Source organism: Ruegeria sp. AF2, from assembly GCF_056542025.1.
Window position 1 is genome coordinate 394,823 of the sequence record NZ_JBQFZC010000002.1, and the last position, 15,982, is coordinate 410,804.

Genomic DNA, 15,982 nt, shown 5'->3' on the forward strand with positions numbered 1-15,982 from the left:
AGCCTGTTCTGTCAGTTGGTTCACAAGCGGCTGGATATTGTTACGTAAAAAATCGAAAATAAAAGCTCATTAACTCGTAGTAATTCGAATGCGGTTGAAATTCGCCCTAGGCGTTTAGTTGAATTGATCAATCTGATGCGGTTGGAGGATCACAAATGGCTGCGCCGCAGGCGAAAAGGTCCGGTCGAAAAGGACGTATCGCACAGCGGGCTGAAAAGCCTGCGCTCGACCCCTGTCCGCCAGGTCAACCGGGAGGCACTTACAAACCCTTGACTGGGGTTGAGCTTGAGCGGATTTACAACACAGCTCTGGATCTTCTTGAGAAGCTGGGGATCGGCGAGGTGCCGGATCGTTTGCGTTCTGATTTGTTGGCGGTTGGGGCGCAAGATAGCGGGGAGGGGAGGATACTTTTTTCGCCTCAACTTGTGGAACAGGCGATTGATCAGGCCGCCAAGACCTTCGTTCTGCACGGGCGTGATCCAGCCCGATCCATCGAAGTTGGCGGTAATCGCGTCTATTTCGGAACCGGAGGGGCGGCGGTTCAGACGCTTGATCTGCGCAGTGGTCGCTATCGGCCTTCAACCTTGCAGGACTTGCATGATTTCACGCGTCTTCAAGATGTCTTGCCAAATGTCAGCTGGTTCACCCGCTGTTGCGTTGCAACCGATCTGGAGGAAACCTTCGATCTGGATGTGAACACCGTCTATGCGCTGTTGAAGAATACCTCCAAGCCCACCGCGACGTCTTTTACATTGGCGCAGCACGTTGCGCCAATTGTTGAGATATTGGATATCGCAGCCGGGGGACCCGGTGAATTCGCAAAACGCCCGTTCATGAAAGCACATATAAGCCCGGTGATCTCGCCGATGCGCTACGGCGAAGACGCGGTGGATGTGGTCTACGCCTGCATCGAACACAATATTCCGATTTCTTGCATCACCGCTGCTCAGGCCGGCGCGACTGCACCAGCGACCTTGGCTGGTTTTCTGGCGCAGTCATTGGCAGAAACTCTTGCGAGTCTAGTAATGGTCCACGCGATCCAGCCCGGGTTTCCTATGGTCTTTTCGAATTGGCCACTGGTGATTGACCTTCGGACCGGCGCGTTCTCAGGTGGCAGCGGAGAGACGGCTGTCCTGAATGCAGCATCAGCACAATTATCAAATTGGCTTGGGCTGCCTTCAGGTGTGGCCTGTTCGATGTCTGATGCCAAGGCGATCGACGCTCAATACGGGATGGAAAAGGGACTGACCTCAATGGCGGCAGCGCTGGCAGGTGGTAATCTGATATATGAAAGCTCGGGCATGACGGCCTCGTTGCTGGGTGCAAGTTTTGAGGCGTTCGTGCTGGATGATGAGATGCACTCGTACACCTACCGCGCTTTGAGGGGCATAGAGGTGACACACGAGAATCTGGGCTTTGACGCGATCTGCGAAGCAGTTCTGGGCGAGGGCCATTTTCTGGGTGGTCAGCATACTTTTGCGGCCATGGAACGGGATTACTTTTATCCCTCACTCGCAGACAGGGACGAGCCGCGAACCTGGGCAGAAAACGGAGCGCAAGATGCCTGGAGCCGCGCGCGACATCGGGCGCAAGAAATTTTGCAGACCCATACGCCAAGATACCTGTCAGACGAACAGGATCGGCAAATCCGAGATCGCTTCAACATTCTTTGAAGGCTGATCCAGTGCTATTCGATAAGTTTGAAACTATCCGTCAGCCACGGGGTATCATCGCGCAGTGGTGAAATGATGCGGTCATTGATCAGTGATCGGGTTTTGGCATCCACAAGCTCAATCACTGATCTTGAACAATCCGGCGTCGCGACCAGCGCCAGTGTGCGTGCAAAGCTCTTGCCCGGAAACGGGTGCATGCACAGCTTTGATTGGAACCGCTTTGCCCGAGAATACAGCAGCGGCGTCGTGATGGTCCAACCCGCACCGGAGGACACCATCGACATCAACGTCTGATTGTTGCTGCATTCAAACCTGTGAGAGGACGAAATCCCCATCCGGCGTAATTGGGACTCGATCTGGCGCGCGATGATCAGATTGCTGGAATATCGTAGAAACGGCAATTTAGTTCGACCCTCAACAATGTCTTGCAAAGACTTGTCACTCACCGCAGGCAAAACGATCACAAATGGATCGCGCAGAAGGGGGCGATCCTGCAGATCGCGCATACGTTCGCTAGGAGTAGTGGAAATCCCCAGATCCAACTGCCTGTCGCGCAGCATGTCGATAATCGCGTGGCTGGAATCCGTGTGGTACATGAAATCACAGGCGGGCATATTCGCGAATAGATAGACCGCCAGCTCTGGAATTATGTCGCTGTCGAAGTCTTCGATCGTGCCGAAACGCAGATAGCTGGCCTCGGTGATGCTTCCTGCAGACGCTTCGGCCTTGGCCTTTCGGATCAGGTGCAGCGCATCGTCGATATTGCGCAGGAAGACCCGGCCCTTTGGGGTCAGAACCATGGGTCTGCGGGTGTGGTTGAACAGCTCAACGCCCAGATGGTCTTCGAGATTGCGCAGGTGATGGGAAACGGTGCTTATCGTCAGCCCTGTTTCCTTTGAGGCCGCCTGCAGCGACCCTTTCTGCGCGCATATCTGAAACAGTTCCAGCCATTTGAGGCTGAGGTCTTTCGGAGTAGACTGACGCGGCATTCCGGTGCTTTCGTGAGATCAGGGCATTCCCGGCAAATCTACGCAGATAATGAGAGCTTTGATATCAGAATCTTGGAATTCTGGCTCAATTGCCGAGCACTCAGGTTTCAGAGCTTTCCAAAAAGCCGCGCGCGGTCTGTGCAGCATCCGCGATATGGCTTTCGACTGCTTTTCGGGCTTTGGCAGGATCACCACTGAGGATGGCATCATGGATTGCAGTCATGTGGCTCATCCCAGAACGCTCTCGATTCCGCGCTGCGAGGGTCAAGGCCCGCAGGCGGCTGATCCGGCCGTTCAGACGTTGCACGACATCCCAGGCGATGCTGTGCCCAGCCTGTAGAAAAATCAGTTCATAGAAGCGAGTTGTGGCCTGTAGCAGATTTGACCATTCGGTGTCATTCTGCGCCGCGCCCACTGCTTTCAATGCCTTGCCCAGATCGTTTGCGAAACCTGTCTCATGCGCTTGTGCACAGGCGGCGGCGGCTGAGCCTTCTAGCTGTAAGCGGATGTCATAGATTTGCTGCGCTTGGTCCCAGCTGAGGGTCGAGACGATTGGCCCGCGGTTGGGGATAATCTCAACCAAACCTTCGGCTTCCAGAAACCGGATCGTCTCGCGGATGACGGTGCGGCTGACACCAAGCTGATCGCAAAGCGGGCGTTCAACAAGCCGCTCACCGGGGGCAAAATGCCCGGCGATGATCGCTTCGCGCAGGCGGGCTTGCACGATATCCCGCAAGGTTTGCGGTGCTTTTTCGATCTTTTGCAGGGTGGAGTCGGTGTTCATCATCGACGCTTTCATATCTGTGGTACGGATCCGGAACAAGTATGATTGACATATCGTATTATGGTATACCATATTCTCGACCAAAGGCTTGCCAAAGGAATCACCATGTCCGCCGAAATTCGAAAAACGCTTCTGCATGTCGAAGACACTCTGATCGAGGGTGGTAAGTTGGCGGACACTCCGCTGAAGCTAATTGCCGCAATAGCTGTCATTCGGAACCCTTGGGCTGGTCAGGGTTTTGTCGAAGATCTTGGCCCCGCGATCCGCGATTGCGCCCCCGGATTGGGGGAGTTGCTGACCAAAATGATTTTGGATGCTTCAGGTGGCGGCGACCGGGTCGAAGCCTATGGAAAATCCGCGATTGTGGGCTTGAACGGAGAGGTCGAGCATGCGTCGGCCCTGATCCACACGCTGCATTTTGGCAATCATTATCGCAAAGCAGTCGGCGCGAAATCCTACCTTTCCTTCTGCAATACGCGCGGCCCTGCCAATGCGCCGCTGCTGATCCCCTTGATGGACAAACATGATGGGGGTCGTCGCTCTCACTACCTTACGATCCAGACTTCGGTCGCAGATGCACCTGCGGCAGATGAGATTCTGATTGCACTGGGTGCATCGATTGGAGGGCGGCCGCACCACCGGATCGGGGATCGCTATCGGGACATCGAGGAACTTGGTCATGACGTTGACAACCCTGCAGCTGTCTAACTCGGGCCGATCAGTCGCGTTCAGAGAGGCGGGCGAAGGGCAACCGGTCTTTATGATCCATGGCGTAGGCATGCAATCTGCGGCCTGGGGCCCTCAGTTTGACACGCTGAGCCAGCATTGCCGTGTAATTGCGGTTGATCTGCCGGGGCATGGAGGCAGTGACCGTCTGCTATCTGGAAGCCAATTGCCGGATTTTGTCGGCTGGATACATGATGTTGTCGACGCATTGAATCTGGCTCCGGTCGCGATCATCGGTCATTCAATGGGGGCACTGATTGCCGCCGGCTTTGCGGCAGAGTATCCCGATATCACTAGCCGTGTTGCTATGCTGAACGGCGTCTTCTGTCGCGATGCCTCAGCCCGCGCCGCAGTCATCCAACGGGCCGCAGAAATCAGCGCGGGTCGAGTTGATCTGGAAACGCCGTTGTCGCGCTGGTTTGGTGACAGTCCGGGTGATCTGGCTGCCCGTGCGCAGGTGGCGTCGTGGCTTGGGTCTGTGGATCAACGAGGCTACGCCATCGCCTATTCCGCTTTTGCGCGGGGCGATGCCACTTACGCCAGCAAGATGAATCTGATTTCGTGCCCGTTTCTGGCGCTCACCGGTGACGGAGACTCGAACTCAACCCCGGCTATGTCACAAGCTATGGCCGCAGCAGTTCAAAACGGTCGGGCCGTTGTGATCCAAGGCCACCGACATATGGTGAACTTGACAGCACCCGATGAAGTAACAGCGCATCTGGTTGAATGGCTCGGCCAGCCCGCCGAAGAAAGGATTGCGCAATGACCTCGCTTGATCCCCGCACGCTGCGAAATGCATTTGGAGCGTTCATGACCGGCGTCACCGTGGTTACGTCGCATGATACCCAAGGTAACCCGATCGGATTTACCGCGAACTCGTTCACATCCGTCTCACTAGACCCGCCGCTTGTGCTGGTTTGTCTCGCCAACAGTTCAAAGAACTATGAAGCATTGATTGCCGCAGACGGGTTTGCCGTCAATATCCTGTCAGAGACACAGATCGAGATATCCAATACCTTTGCCCGGCCCGTCGAAGACCGGTTTGCCAGCGTCGAGTGGCGGCGTGGACCTGCGGGATCGCCGTTGATCGATGGGTCGTCGGCCTGGTTTGACTGCGCTATGCACAAAACCGTCGAAGCGGGGGATCATGTGATCCTGATCGGCGAGGTCAAAGCCTTCGACAATACTCCGGCACCCGGTCTCGGATATGTCAGGGGGGCCTATGTAACACCATCAACAGCGGCTGGCGCCTTGATGCAGGACACCGGCCTGATCGTCTCAGCCTTGATCGAACGCGCAGGTGAGGTTCTGTTGATCGATGCCGGTGACGGCGCGCTTGCACCGCCTGAGGTGGCGGTTGGATCAGAGGGCGTTTCGGCTGCATTGGACAAGCTAATCGATGCCACCGGGCTGACCGCAGAGCCGGGCTTTGTTTATTCGGTTTACGAAGATGCAGAGAAAAAGCGTCAACACATCGCGTTTCTGTGTCAGGCCGCAGATGGTGAGCCGAAGAAAGGTAATTTCGTCCCGCTGGATGTCGTATCCTTTGGCACTATAACCGACACGGCGACCCGAACCATGCTAGAACGATTGTCCGAGGAATCCCGTCTGGGAGATTTTGGCATTTACTACGGAAACAAGAACAGCGGCGAGGTTCGCCCGATTACACGAGGAGGTCACTGACATGCGGTTTTCGCTTTTCGTTCATATGGAACGCACCTCTCCCGATCAGGACCAGCAGGAGCTGTATGAAAACTTCATAGAACTGGCCAAGATCGCTGATGCGGGCGGCATGCATGCGGTCTGGACCGGCGAACATCACGGGATGGATTTCACCATCTCGCCGAACCCGTTCCTGAATATTGTCGATCTAGCACGCCAGACCAACAATGTGCGTCTGGGAACCGGAACCGTTATCGCTCCGTTCTGGCATCCGATCCGGCTGGCCGGAGAGGCCGCAATGACGGACATGATCACGAATGGCCGTTTGGATCTGGGCATCGCGCGTGGCGCCTACAGCTATGAATACGAGCGGATGGTGCCGGGGCTGGACGCCTGGGAGGCAGGCCAGCGTATGCGCGAGCTTGTCCCGGCATTGCGGGGTCTTTGGGAGGGCGATCATGCGCTGGACGGAGAGTTTCATTCTTTCCCGGCAACCACATCTTCACCCAAGCCTCTGCAACAAAACGGTCCACCGATCTGGGTTGCCGCGCGCGATCCCAACAGTCATGAGTTTGCGGTATCGAACGGTTGTCACGTGCAGGTCACCCCATTGTGGCAGGGCGACGAAGAGATTACCCGGCTGATGGATACGTTCAATGCCGCTTGCGCCAAATTTCATGACGTCCCGCGCCCCGAAATCATGCTGTTGAACCACACCTACATCGCCTCGGACGAGGCGGATGCCCGTCGCGCGGCGGAAGAGATCAATCGCTTTTATTGCTATTTCGGCGCGTGGTTCAAAAACGAACGCCCTGTGTCGCAGGGTCTGATCCAGACGCTGAGCGATGACGACATCGCTAACCATCCCTTCTATTCGCCCGAGGCGATGATCCGGGACAATGTGATCGCCACGCCCGACAAAGCAATCGAACGCCTCAAGGGCTATAGCGATCTTGGATATGATGAGTATTCTTTCTGGATCGACAGTGGGATGAGCTTTGAGCGCAAGAAAGCCTCGCTTGAGCGGTTCATTGCGGACGTCATGCCCGCCTTCGCCTAAGGAGAGAAAATGCGGCAGTTTCAGCACTATATCGGCGGCACGTTTTCGGATGGGACCGCGCATTTCGACAGCCTTGATCCCGCGACGGGCACCGTTTGGGCGAAAATGCCTGAGGCCAGAACACATGATGTGAACGCCGCGGTTAAGGCTGCGTGTTCAGCGCTGAATGCCCCCGAATGGGCGACCATGACAGCAACGGCGCGTGGTAAACTGTTGTACCGGCTGGCCGATCTGGTCGCCGAAAATGCTCAGACCTTAGCCGAGCTTGAAACGCGCGATACCGGCAAGATCATTCGCGAAACCTCTGCTCAGATCGCCTATGTCGCGGACTACTACCGTTACTATGCCGGATTGGCGGACAAAATCGAAGGGGCGCACCTGCCGATCGACAAGCCCGACATGGAGGTTTGGCTGCGCCGCGAACCAGTTGGTGTGGTGGCCGCCATAGTGCCGTGGAATTCGCAACTGTTCCTGTCTGCGGTCAAGATTGGCCCGGCGCTTGCCGCCGGTTGCACAGTCGTTCTGAAAGCATCCGAAGATGGTCCGGCCCCGATGCTGGAATTCGCGCGTATTTTCGATCAGGCAGGCTTCCCGCCCGGAGTTCTGAACGTCATCACCGGCTTCGGGCCGGAATGCGGCGCTGTTCTGACCAGTCACCCGGATGTCGATCATGTTGCCTTTACAGGCGGCCCGGAAACCGCGCGCCATATCGTGCGCAACTCGGCTGAAAACCTCGCTTCGACTTCGTTGGAACTGGGCGGAAAATCCCCGTTCATCGTATTCGAAGATGCCGATATCGAAAGTGCTGTGAACGCGCAGGTTTCGGGGATCTTTGCTGCTACCGGGCAAAGCTGCGTGGCGGGATCGCGATTGGTAATCTCTGATAAGATCAAAGATGAGTTTCTGGCCCGGCTCACCGAAAAAGCGGGTGAGATCGTGATCGGGGCGCCCGATGACCTAAAGACCGAAGTTGGCCCGCTGTGCACTCAGGCTCAGCTTGTGACAGCGGCAAATTTGGTTGCTGAATCCGTCTCGGCAGGGGCTACCGTGATAGCGGGTGGGCAACCTTTGGACCGTGAGGGGCACTATTTTCCACCGACAATCATTGATTGTACGGACGCGCCTGATGCGCCCTGTCTGACGCGCGAAGCCTTTGGTCCGATCCTCTCGGTCGTCAGTTTCGGGACCGAAGCGGAGGCGATACAAATAGCCAACAACACCGCGTTTGGGCTGGCGTCGGGTGTCTTTACCAAAGACTTGACCCGCGCACATCGAATGATCCGCAGAATTCGGGCTGGCATTGTCTGGGTTAACACATATCGCGCTGTCAGCCCGATTGCTCCATTCGGAGGTCATGGACTGTCGGGCCACGGGCGCGAAGGGGGCCTACAGGCGGCGCTTGATTACACACGGGTCAAATCGGTCTGGTTGCGCACAAGCGACGATCCGATCCCCGATCCGTTCGTGATGCGGTGAATCTGACCAATCAACAGGATCCTTGGGCCAGATTTAGCACACTTTAGACAATCGCATCTCTGCCGCGCGTGCGTGGCCTTCCATGCCTTCCATCCGACTGATCCTGGCAGTGCGTTCAGCAAGCTCGTGCGAGGCTTGCGCTGTGCAGCGCTGCCAAGTCACCGTTTTGGTGAATTTATGCACTGACAGACCGCCGGTATATCGGGCCGCTCCGCTTGTTGGCAAAACATGATTTGGCCCGGACGTCTTGTCGCCGAAGGGCACTGTTGTTTCGGCACCCAGAAACAGCGATCCATAGGTGGTCAGTTGGTCCAGCCACCAATCCAGGTCCTCGGCGATCACCTGCAGATGTTCGGGCGCGTAGTTATTGGCGACCCTGGCAGCCTCGTCGCGGCTGTCGCAAAGAATGATCTCGGCCCGGTCGCGCCATGCCGTGCGCGCTGCACTAGCGTTCGGCTCGGGAAGACTTTCGATCAGGGCATCGGCGCGCGCGATAACACCCTGGGCCAGAGCTTTATCGGTGCTGACCAGCCAGACAGGGCTATCGACGCCGTGCTCGGCTTGGCTCACCAGATCCCAGGCGACAGTCTCGATCGATGCTGTGTGATCGGCAATGACTAAGGTATCGGTTGGACCTGCAAACATGTCGATGCCAACCTTACCAAACAGCATCCGTTTCGCCTCGGCGACATAGGAGTTTCCCGGACCGACAAGAATATCAGCTGGCCGCGCACCAAAAAAGCCATGGGCCATCGCAGCAATCCCCTGAACTCCGCCCAGATTCAGGATCAGATCTGCACCGCTAAGGTCCATCGCATAAACAATTGCATCAGGGATGCCCGCACCGGGACGCGGTGGCGAGACCGCCGTGATGTGGGACACCCCAGCCACCTTTGCCGTGGTAATCGTCATCAACGCACTTGCGATATGGCTATACCGACCACCAGGAACGTAACATCCCGCACTAGCGATCGGGATCTGTTTCTGACCTGCGATCAGGCCGGGCATCACCTCGATCTCGCATTCGCTCACCGTGGTCATCTGCGCTTCGGCAAATCGACGGATATTGGCATGGGCAAAGCGGATGTCGTCTTTGACCTGTTCAGGCACGCGGTCACATGCGGCTTTGCGCGCTTCATCAGTCAACACGAACTCTCCCGTCCAGCCATCGAGCGTTCCGGCATAGCGCCGAACGGCCTCTTCGCCCTCGAGCTCGATATTGGAGAGCATGATTGCGACGATATCGCGGATATCCGAATTTTCTGCATCGGGGCGGGGCAGGGCGGTTTTCAGATATGAGACGGCCATGGGAAACCTCAACGCGTCAGAGAGTGGGAGTGGATAGCGCCCGCCAGAACATCGACGGTGTCGATGATCGGAACGCTTTTGGGTAAGTCGCGGGTGAGCAGAGAGAATTCGGAGCAGGCCACAAACAAAAGTGCGGCACCCCGGCCCGAAAGGGCGTTAGCAGCGTCGGAAAGTGTGCTGAGTGCAGCGCCGGTTGGCCCTTCAGATTTGATGTGGCGGATCGTGCCGAGCATCCTATCTTCATCCTCGGGCCAGATTGCGGTAAATCCAGCGCGGTTCAGGGGGGCGTCAAAAATTCCGACCTTTCGCAGCGCTGGTGAGGCAAGAATTCCGACCTGGCTGCCAGAAGGCAGGAGCTGCGACGCTTGATCCACGGACAGGTCTACCATGTTCAGAAAGGGGATCGAGACCGCGTCCTCTATCTGCGCCGCATAGTGGTGTGCGGTGTTACAAGGCATCGCAAGCGCGGTTGCCCCTGATTGCTCCAATCCTCTCGCCATATCGGCCAGAACCGGCCCGGGATCAGACCCGTTGCCCTCGATCAGGTGCGCGATGCGGGAAGGCACCTGTGGGTTCATGTCAATCAGTAGTGGCAGGTGATCGGCATCATCCGCCGCCTGTACCGTGGATAACACGCGCTGCTGCAACAGAATTGTCGCCTCGGGGCCCATTCCGCCCAATATGCCGGTGACGCGGGGTTTCATGCAAAGACCTGCTTGCTGGAACTTATCACCGTGATTTACAGATTGATCCAGCGGTCGGTGTGATCGAAAGCGAAATCATAACCGAACAGGCCAACCGAGCCTCCGGTATGCAAGAACACCACGCGCTCATCCTTGAACGAGCCCTTGCGCGCCAGATCGATCAGACCGGCGGCCCCTTTGGCGGAATAGACCGGGTCGAGCAGAATGCCTTCCAGTTCGGCAAACATGCGGATCGCCTCAATGCCGCTTTCGGTCGGCAAGCCGTAGCCGTCGCCTACATAGTCGGTATTGGCCATCACATCCTCGCGCCGCACCACGTCTGGGCAACCCAATTTCTCAGCCGTGTTGCAGGCTAGATCATAGACCATCTGCTCTTGTTTGGGCTGCGGCGCGCGGGTGCCAATGCCAAGAACCGGAATGCCCGTATTCATGGCGCAAAGCCCGGTGACCAGCCCGGCTTGCGTGCCCGAGGAGCCCGTCGCATGCACCACGCGATCGATTTTGAGACCGGCGTTATTGGCTTGGCTCACAAGCTCTAGCGCGCAGTTCAAATAGCCAAGCGCTCCGGTCGGGTTCGAGCCTCCGCCCGGAATGACATAAACGTTGTGACCTTCTTCACGCTTCTTCGCGGCCGAACGCTCCATCTCGGCGGGCATGTCGTGGCCGCCGGGAAACTTCTCGGTGGTTGCGCCATGCAGATGATCCAGCAGGACATTGCCATTGTTGTTGTAGTTGGCGTTGTTATAGCTGGTGCGGTCTTCCAGTAGGATATGACATTTCAAACCCAGCCGGGCAGCGAATGCAGCGGTTTGACGCGCATGGTTCGATTGCGTTGCCCCTTGCGTCATCACCATGTCTGCGCCTTGTTCGAGCGCTTCGCCGAACAGAAACTCTAGTTTGCGGGTCTTGTTGCCACCCGTCGACATGCCGGTGCAGTCGTCTCGCTTGATCCACAGATCGATTCCCAGAGCCTCGGACATACGATCCATCCGTTCAAGCGGTGTTGGCAGATGGGCAAGAAAAACACGGGGAAAACGGGAAAGATGCATCAAACTGTCCTGATCTGGGCCCGGCACATGGTTCAAGACCGGTAGGTCTTGCCAACATGTGCCGCTGGGTAGGTTTCTGGGTTTAGAATGCCGCCTGTATTCAAGCCGCAAGGTCAGGCCTAATCACAGCGGATGGGGCGCGTCGGTCAAGCGCACTGTACCCGGTTTCGAAAAAGCCGGAAAATAACTTCGATATTGCGCTCAGATTACCTGGTTGCTCATTCGGGGGGTGCGGGAATGGTTCGAAAGTCGTCATTCAACCACGGAAACCGCGAATTCATAGGCTCGGTCACATGACGACGGATCAGGTTTTGCAGTGTGTTGTGGATCAGTCGTGTGGTTGTCGACGGATAGATATTGGTCGTGAACAACGATACGGTACGCGCAAAGCTTTTGCCCGGGAAAGGTAATGCGCGTGTATCTTTGTGGAATCGCCGTGCGCGATAGTAGCTGGCGGCAGTCGTGATCGTCCAACCACTGCCCCCGGCGACAAGTCCGATAATTGACTGATTACATTCAAGTTCGAACCGGTTGGGTAGGTTAATCTTGCTGCGGGTTAGCTGAATTTCGATGAGTCTGCCTATGGTGTGATCACGCGAATATCGTAAAAGCGGAAGCGGACTGTCTGATTTGGTCAGTTCCTCGACCGGTCCGTCATATGCAGGCGGAAGAATGACGATAAACGGATCTCGAAGTAGCGGGAATTCGATTAACCCCTCAAAGTGCTCAGGAGGTCGGGTCGCAACGCCTGCATCCAGCTTTTGAGACTGCAGTTTGTCAAGAATCTCATGGCTGGGGCGGGTAAAGTGGCGAAAATTGCACCGCGGCAGGCTTGCAGAGAGATGACGGAACAGTTCTGGCGCGACCCGGCTGTCAAAATCGTCAATCAGGCCCAGACGCAAATCTGTTGCATGTTGCCAACTGCCCGAGCGAAGCTCGGCCTCGCCCCGTTTCAAGGCGATCAGGCCGTCATGCACATGTCGTGAGAACACCGTGCCTGCGGGTGTCAGACCCATGGGTCTGCGGCTGTGGTCCACCAAATCCACATCCAGCGCCTTTTCAAGACTGCGCAAATGATTGGAGACCGTACTGATTGACAAACCGGTTTCAGCTGACACCTTTTGGATTGAACCCAACTTGGAAATAAGTTGGAAGACCTCCAGCCACCTAAGACTGAGTGCTTTCTTTGTCATCGGGTGCTCCCAAACCAGCGAACTATCAGTCAAAAGCGAAACAAAGTTTCGCTTTTTACGCAACCAGTATTTTGATTTACTAATTCAACGCGTAAGGACTATGGTTTTTCTACTGTTCCAGAGTTCGGACGTTTCAAGAGCCGACAAGTGGAACCAGCAGGGAGAAAATAGTCAAAATGATCAAGAAATATCTGCTCACAACAGCATATGCCGGGATTGCGGCCGTCACCGCTTCACAAGCCGCCGCGCTTGATGAACTGACGGTTGCATATTTCCTCGAATGGCCGATGCCGTTCCAGTATGCGAAAGCAAACGGAACCTACGAAGAAGAACTGGGCGTCAAGATCAACTGGGTGTCCTTCGACACCGGTACCGCCATGTCAGCTGCGATGGCCTCGGGTGATGTACAGATCGCGGTCAGCCAAGGGGTACCACCGTTTGTGGTAACCACTTCGGCCGGTCAGGACATCCAGATCGTCGATGTGGCGGTTAGCTATTCAGACAACGACAACTGCGTTGTTGCCGAAGCGCTTGAAATCGACAAGGGCAACGCGGGTGAACTGAACGGCAAGAAGGTCGGTGTTCCGATCGGTACAGCTGCGCATTACGGTTTCCTGTCGCAAATGTCTCACTTTGGTGTCGACATCGGTTCAATGGAAATTGTTGACATGGCTCCTGCCGATGGCGCCGCGGCGTTTGCCCAGGGCAACCTCGACATGGTTTGCGGCTGGGGTGGCGCGCTTCGTCGTATGACCGAGCATGGCAACATTCTGCTGACCGGTGCTGAAAAAGAAGAGATCGGTATTCTGGTGTTCGACGTCACTAGCGCTCCGGCAAGCTTCATCGAAGAAGAGCCCGAGCTTCTGTCGAAGTTCCTTAAGGTTACCGCAGATGCCAACGCCAAGTGGAACGCAGGCGACAGCAAAGATGAAATGCTGCCGGTGATTGCAAAGGATGCTGGTATGGATCCTGCAGACGCTGAAGCCACAATCGCGACTTTCACCTTCCCGTCAGTTGAAGACCAGCTGTCCGAGAAGTGGCTGGGCGGTGGCGCGCAAGACTTCATGCAGGGTGTTGCAAACGTGTTCGTGTCGGCAGGCAGCATCGAATCCGCTCTGGATTCGTATGATGGTGCCGTTAATGCAGGCCCGCTGACAGCTGCGAATAACTAATCACGCAGGACATTTCATGCGACCGGCCCGGTTTCGGGCCGGTCGACAGCTATGAAAGCAGGAAGGAGGCAGGATGCCTGAACTGGACATCGTAGAATTGTCCATGCGCTTTGACTTACCCAACGGCTCCTCAGTACAGGCCCTACAAGATGTTTCACTCAGCCTTAAAGAGGGTGAGCTGATGTCTGTCCTTGGCCCGTCGGGCTGTGGTAAAACGACGTTGCTGAACATCGTTGCAGGATTTCTGGCGCCGACATCTGGCAAGATTGAACTGAACGGCCATCTGGTCAAAGGCCCTGATGCTGAACGAGGGATGGTGTTTCAGAAAGGCGCGTTGTTCGAATGGATGAACGTGCGGGAAAATGTCGAGTTTGGCCCGCGCATGAAAGGCATGCCCAAAGCCGAGCGTGACCAGATTTCCGACCATCTGCTTGAGGTCGTCGGGCTTCAGGATTTCAAAGACAAGGCGGTTTATGAACTATCGGGCGGGATGCAGCAGCGTGTTGCGTTGGCGCGGTGCCTGGCGAATGAGCCGGACGTCATCCTGATGGACGAACCGCTGGGTGCTTTGGATGCGCTGACCCGTGAGAAAATGCAGGGCCTTGTCCTGAAGCTTTGGAAAGAAACAGGCAAGACGATCATCCTGATCACCCACTCGGTCGAAGAGGCCTTGTTGCTGGGTGAGCGTCTGATTGTCATGGCCCCCAGACCGGGGCGCATTCACCGCGAATACAATCTGCCTTTTGCTGAACGCGGTGTGAATGCCGATCTGCGTGATGTGAAGAAATCCGAAGGTTTTGCGGAAAAGCGCGATGAGATCCTCTCGATGATCTGGGAGATGGAAGAAGAAATTATGGGTCGGACGGAGCAGGCATCATGATTGTACTTCTCTTCTATATCGGCCTGTTCGGTGGCGCGTTTTTTATCGTCTACGCGTTACGCCGCGGTTTGCAATCGCGTCAGGATTTCACAAGCTTGAAAACTGTGACTTTCGGCGACGAAAGTGCCGTACGAGCGGATAGGGCTGCATCGATAATCTCGGTTCTCGTGATCTTTGTAATCTGGGCGGCTTTCACCGGCTCGAAGTTGTTTCCGATCCATGTGCCGGGCCCATTTGTAGGTGATACGCAATTCACCTATACGCTCGAAAACGCGGATGGCAGCACGGATGAAGCCACGATTTTTGTTCGCGTTCCAGCCTTCGGTGAGGAAGCAGAGAAATTCGAGGTCGAGCCCGGCAGCGGATTTGCCAAAGACGATGCGGTTGCCGCTGCTGCGGGCCGCTCATCGACGATCCTTTTCGACAAGAACGATGATGCTAAACGCAATGAGGGTGCAAAGATCGTCGCGATCAACGGCACACCTATAGGTGAAGGCCAAAAGGTTGATACAGGCGATGGTACCGTAACGCTGACCGGGAAAGGGGCGATCAGTTTCACCCCCAAACAGGGCTTGCAGATGAACCCCATCTGGCTTCCAGCCCCTGAAACGGTTGTGGCCCGGTTCTTTGAGATTGCGAATGAAGGCTACCAGAACTTCTCGCTTTGGGAGCACCTGGGCTGGTCGCTGTTGCGCGTGATTGCTGGGTTTATCGCAGGTGCGCTTGTGGGGATTCCGCTGGGTTATGCAATGGGCCTATCCGGTTGGTTCCGCGGCTGGTTCGATCCGATTGTCGAGTTCATGCGACCGGTGCCGCCACTTGCGCTGATCCCACTGGTGATCATCTGGTTCGGCATCTGGGAGACCGGCAAGATCGTTCTGCTGTTCCTTGCGGCCCTTTGGATCATGACCATCGCCGCGCGGGCTGGTGTGTCCGGTGTGAACATCTCGAAAATCCACGCAGCGTATTCTCTGGGGGCGTCGAAATGGCAGATCATGCGCCATGTGATCGTGCCCAACTCGCTGCCCGAGATTTTCACCGGTGCACGTGTGGCTATGGGTGTCTGTTGGGGAACTGTTGTTGCGGCTGAACTGGTTGCCGCACAAAAGGGCGCCGGCATGATGATCATCGCCGCATCCAAATTCCAGCTGACCGACATTGTCATTATGGGGATCGTCCTGATCGGGGTGATCGGATATGGAATCGATATCCTGATGCGCAAGGCCGAGAACTGGCTGGTGCCATGGAAAGGCCGCAGCTGATCGGTCTTTCCGATACTGTGGTAACAAAGCGGCCCCCGAGCAAT

Annotated in this window: 15 protein-coding genes; 9 read left to right on the forward strand and 6 right to left on the reverse strand. The window is 56.2% G+C overall.

Annotation, left to right across the window (positions count from 1 at the left end; translation table 11 throughout):
• Nucleotides 1-155: 155 nt before the first annotated feature.
• Nucleotides 156-1,673, forward strand: coding sequence for a trimethylamine methyltransferase family protein (locus ACR0NM_RS09505; protein ID WP_170561577.1), 1,518 nt, complete (start codon nucleotides 156-158; stop codon nucleotides 1,671-1,673).
• Nucleotides 1,674-1,687: 14 nt separating this feature from the next.
• Here ACR0NM_RS09505 and ACR0NM_RS09510 read toward each other — a convergent pair whose 3' ends face one another.
• On the reverse strand, nucleotides 1,688-2,662 hold the full coding sequence (locus ACR0NM_RS09510; protein WP_170422881.1) for a LysR family transcriptional regulator: 975 nt from the start codon (nucleotides 2,660-2,662) through the stop codon (nucleotides 1,688-1,690).
• A 100-nt stretch (nucleotides 2,663-2,762) separates the two neighbouring features.
• Complete coding sequence (locus ACR0NM_RS09515; RefSeq protein ID WP_170422879.1) at nucleotides 2,763-3,449, reverse strand: GntR family transcriptional regulator; 687 nt, start codon at nucleotides 3,447-3,449, stop codon at nucleotides 2,763-2,765.
• A 102-nt stretch (nucleotides 3,450-3,551) separates the two neighbouring features.
• Between ACR0NM_RS09515 and ACR0NM_RS09520 the strand changes: the two genes are divergently transcribed.
• The 5 genes from ACR0NM_RS09520 to ACR0NM_RS09540 are packed head-to-tail and all read left to right on the forward strand — an operon-like array spanning nucleotide 3,552 to nucleotide 8,370.
• The gene (locus tag ACR0NM_RS09520) at nucleotides 3,552-4,154 is read left to right on the forward strand and encodes an amino acid synthesis family protein (protein WP_223118490.1); all 603 of its coding nucleotides are present in this window, start codon (nucleotides 3,552-3,554) and stop codon (nucleotides 4,152-4,154) included.
• Nucleotides 4,126-4,938 carry an alpha/beta fold hydrolase gene (locus ACR0NM_RS09525; protein ID WP_480562047.1) on the forward strand — a complete coding sequence of 271 codons (813 nt, stop codon included), beginning with the start codon at nucleotides 4,126-4,128 and terminating at the stop codon, nucleotides 4,936-4,938. The genes ACR0NM_RS09520 and ACR0NM_RS09525 overlap by 29 nt, the downstream gene beginning before the upstream one ends.
• Nucleotides 4,935-5,855 carry a flavin reductase gene (locus ACR0NM_RS09530; protein ID WP_480614345.1) on the forward strand — a complete coding sequence of 307 codons (921 nt, stop codon included), beginning with the start codon at nucleotides 4,935-4,937 and terminating at the stop codon, nucleotides 5,853-5,855. Before ACR0NM_RS09525 ends, ACR0NM_RS09530 begins: the two co-directional genes overlap by 4 nt.
• Nucleotide 5,856: 1 nt before the next feature.
• The gene (locus ACR0NM_RS09535) at nucleotides 5,857-6,894 is read left to right on the forward strand and encodes an LLM class flavin-dependent oxidoreductase (protein ID WP_170561567.1); all 1,038 of its coding nucleotides are present in this window, start codon (nucleotides 5,857-5,859) and stop codon (nucleotides 6,892-6,894) included.
• A gap of 9 nt (nucleotides 6,895-6,903) precedes the next feature.
• Nucleotides 6,904-8,370 carry an aldehyde dehydrogenase gene (locus tag ACR0NM_RS09540; RefSeq protein ID WP_480614349.1) on the forward strand — a complete coding sequence of 489 codons (1,467 nt, stop codon included), beginning with the start codon at nucleotides 6,904-6,906 and terminating at the stop codon, nucleotides 8,368-8,370.
• A 33-nt stretch (nucleotides 8,371-8,403) separates the two neighbouring features.
• On the opposite strand, the gene hisD is transcribed toward ACR0NM_RS09540, so the two are convergent.
• From hisD to ACR0NM_RS09560, 4 genes are all read right to left on the reverse strand, one after another.
• Nucleotides 8,404-9,678 carry a histidinol dehydrogenase gene (gene hisD, locus ACR0NM_RS09545; protein WP_480614351.1) on the reverse strand — a complete coding sequence of 425 codons (1,275 nt, stop codon included), beginning with the start codon at nucleotides 9,676-9,678 and terminating at the stop codon, nucleotides 8,404-8,406.
• A gap of 8 nt (nucleotides 9,679-9,686) precedes the next feature.
• Nucleotides 9,687-10,382, reverse strand: a complete 696-nt coding sequence (cuyB, locus tag ACR0NM_RS09550; RefSeq protein ID WP_170635860.1) for a cysteate racemase — start codon at nucleotides 10,380-10,382, stop codon at nucleotides 9,687-9,689.
• A 35-nt stretch (nucleotides 10,383-10,417) separates the two neighbouring features.
• Nucleotides 10,418-11,431 carry a D-cysteate sulfo-lyase gene (gene cuyA, locus ACR0NM_RS09555; protein WP_480614354.1) on the reverse strand — a complete coding sequence of 338 codons (1,014 nt, stop codon included), beginning with the start codon at nucleotides 11,429-11,431 and terminating at the stop codon, nucleotides 10,418-10,420.
• Between the two features lie 218 nt (nucleotides 11,432-11,649).
• On the reverse strand, nucleotides 11,650-12,624 hold the full coding sequence (locus ACR0NM_RS09560) for a LysR family transcriptional regulator (protein ID WP_170394403.1): 975 nt from the start codon (nucleotides 12,622-12,624) through the stop codon (nucleotides 11,650-11,652).
• A gap of 176 nt (nucleotides 12,625-12,800) precedes the next feature.
• Here ACR0NM_RS09560 and ACR0NM_RS09565 point away from each other — a divergent pair, with 176 nt between their 5' ends.
• The 3 genes from ACR0NM_RS09565 (at nucleotide 12,801) to ACR0NM_RS09575 (ending at nucleotide 15,938) form a co-directional block, all read left to right on the forward strand.
• Nucleotides 12,801-13,796, forward strand: a complete 996-nt coding sequence (locus ACR0NM_RS09565) for a taurine ABC transporter substrate-binding protein (protein WP_170394406.1) — start codon at nucleotides 12,801-12,803, stop codon at nucleotides 13,794-13,796.
• A gap of 73 nt (nucleotides 13,797-13,869) precedes the next feature.
• Entirely contained in the window at nucleotides 13,870-14,676 is an 807-nt protein-coding gene (locus ACR0NM_RS09570) for a taurine ABC transporter ATP-binding protein (protein ID WP_170394409.1), read from the forward strand.
• Nucleotides 14,673-15,938, forward strand: a complete 1,266-nt coding sequence (locus ACR0NM_RS09575; RefSeq protein ID WP_170394412.1) for an ABC transporter permease — start codon at nucleotides 14,673-14,675, stop codon at nucleotides 15,936-15,938. Before ACR0NM_RS09570 ends, ACR0NM_RS09575 begins: the two co-directional genes overlap by 4 nt.
• Nucleotides 15,939-15,982 lie beyond the last annotated feature (44 nt).

Coding starts and splice junctions, on each gene's coding strand:
- ACR0NM_RS09505 (WP_170561577.1), top strand. CDS start 156: ATGGCTGCGCCGCAGGCGAAAAGGTCCGGTCGAAAAGGACGTATCGCA.
- ACR0NM_RS09510 (WP_170422881.1), bottom strand. CDS start 2,662: ATGCCGCGTCAGTCTACTCCGAAAGACCTCAGCCTCAAATGGCTGGAA.
- ACR0NM_RS09515 (WP_170422879.1), bottom strand. CDS start 3,449: ATGATGAACACCGACTCCACCCTGCAAAAGATCGAAAAAGCACCGCAA.
- ACR0NM_RS09520 (WP_223118490.1), top strand. CDS start 3,552: ATGTCCGCCGAAATTCGAAAAACGCTTCTGCATGTCGAAGACACTCTG.
- ACR0NM_RS09525 (WP_480562047.1), top strand. CDS start 4,126: ATGACGTTGACAACCCTGCAGCTGTCTAACTCGGGCCGATCAGTCGCG.
- ACR0NM_RS09530 (WP_480614345.1), top strand. CDS start 4,935: ATGACCTCGCTTGATCCCCGCACGCTGCGAAATGCATTTGGAGCGTTC.
- ACR0NM_RS09535 (WP_170561567.1), top strand. CDS start 5,857: ATGCGGTTTTCGCTTTTCGTTCATATGGAACGCACCTCTCCCGATCAG.
- ACR0NM_RS09540 (WP_480614349.1), top strand. CDS start 6,904: ATGCGGCAGTTTCAGCACTATATCGGCGGCACGTTTTCGGATGGGACC.
- hisD (WP_480614351.1), bottom strand. CDS start 9,678: ATGGCCGTCTCATATCTGAAAACCGCCCTGCCCCGCCCCGATGCAGAA.
- cuyB (WP_170635860.1), bottom strand. CDS start 10,382: ATGAAACCCCGCGTCACCGGCATATTGGGCGGAATGGGCCCCGAGGCG.
- cuyA (WP_480614354.1), bottom strand. CDS start 11,431: ATGCATCTTTCCCGTTTTCCCCGTGTTTTTCTTGCCCATCTGCCAACA.
- ACR0NM_RS09560 (WP_170394403.1), bottom strand. CDS start 12,624: ATGACAAAGAAAGCACTCAGTCTTAGGTGGCTGGAGGTCTTCCAACTT.
- ACR0NM_RS09565 (WP_170394406.1), top strand. CDS start 12,801: ATGATCAAGAAATATCTGCTCACAACAGCATATGCCGGGATTGCGGCC.
- ACR0NM_RS09570 (WP_170394409.1), top strand. CDS start 13,870: ATGCCTGAACTGGACATCGTAGAATTGTCCATGCGCTTTGACTTACCC.
- ACR0NM_RS09575 (WP_170394412.1), top strand. CDS start 14,673: ATGATTGTACTTCTCTTCTATATCGGCCTGTTCGGTGGCGCGTTTTTT.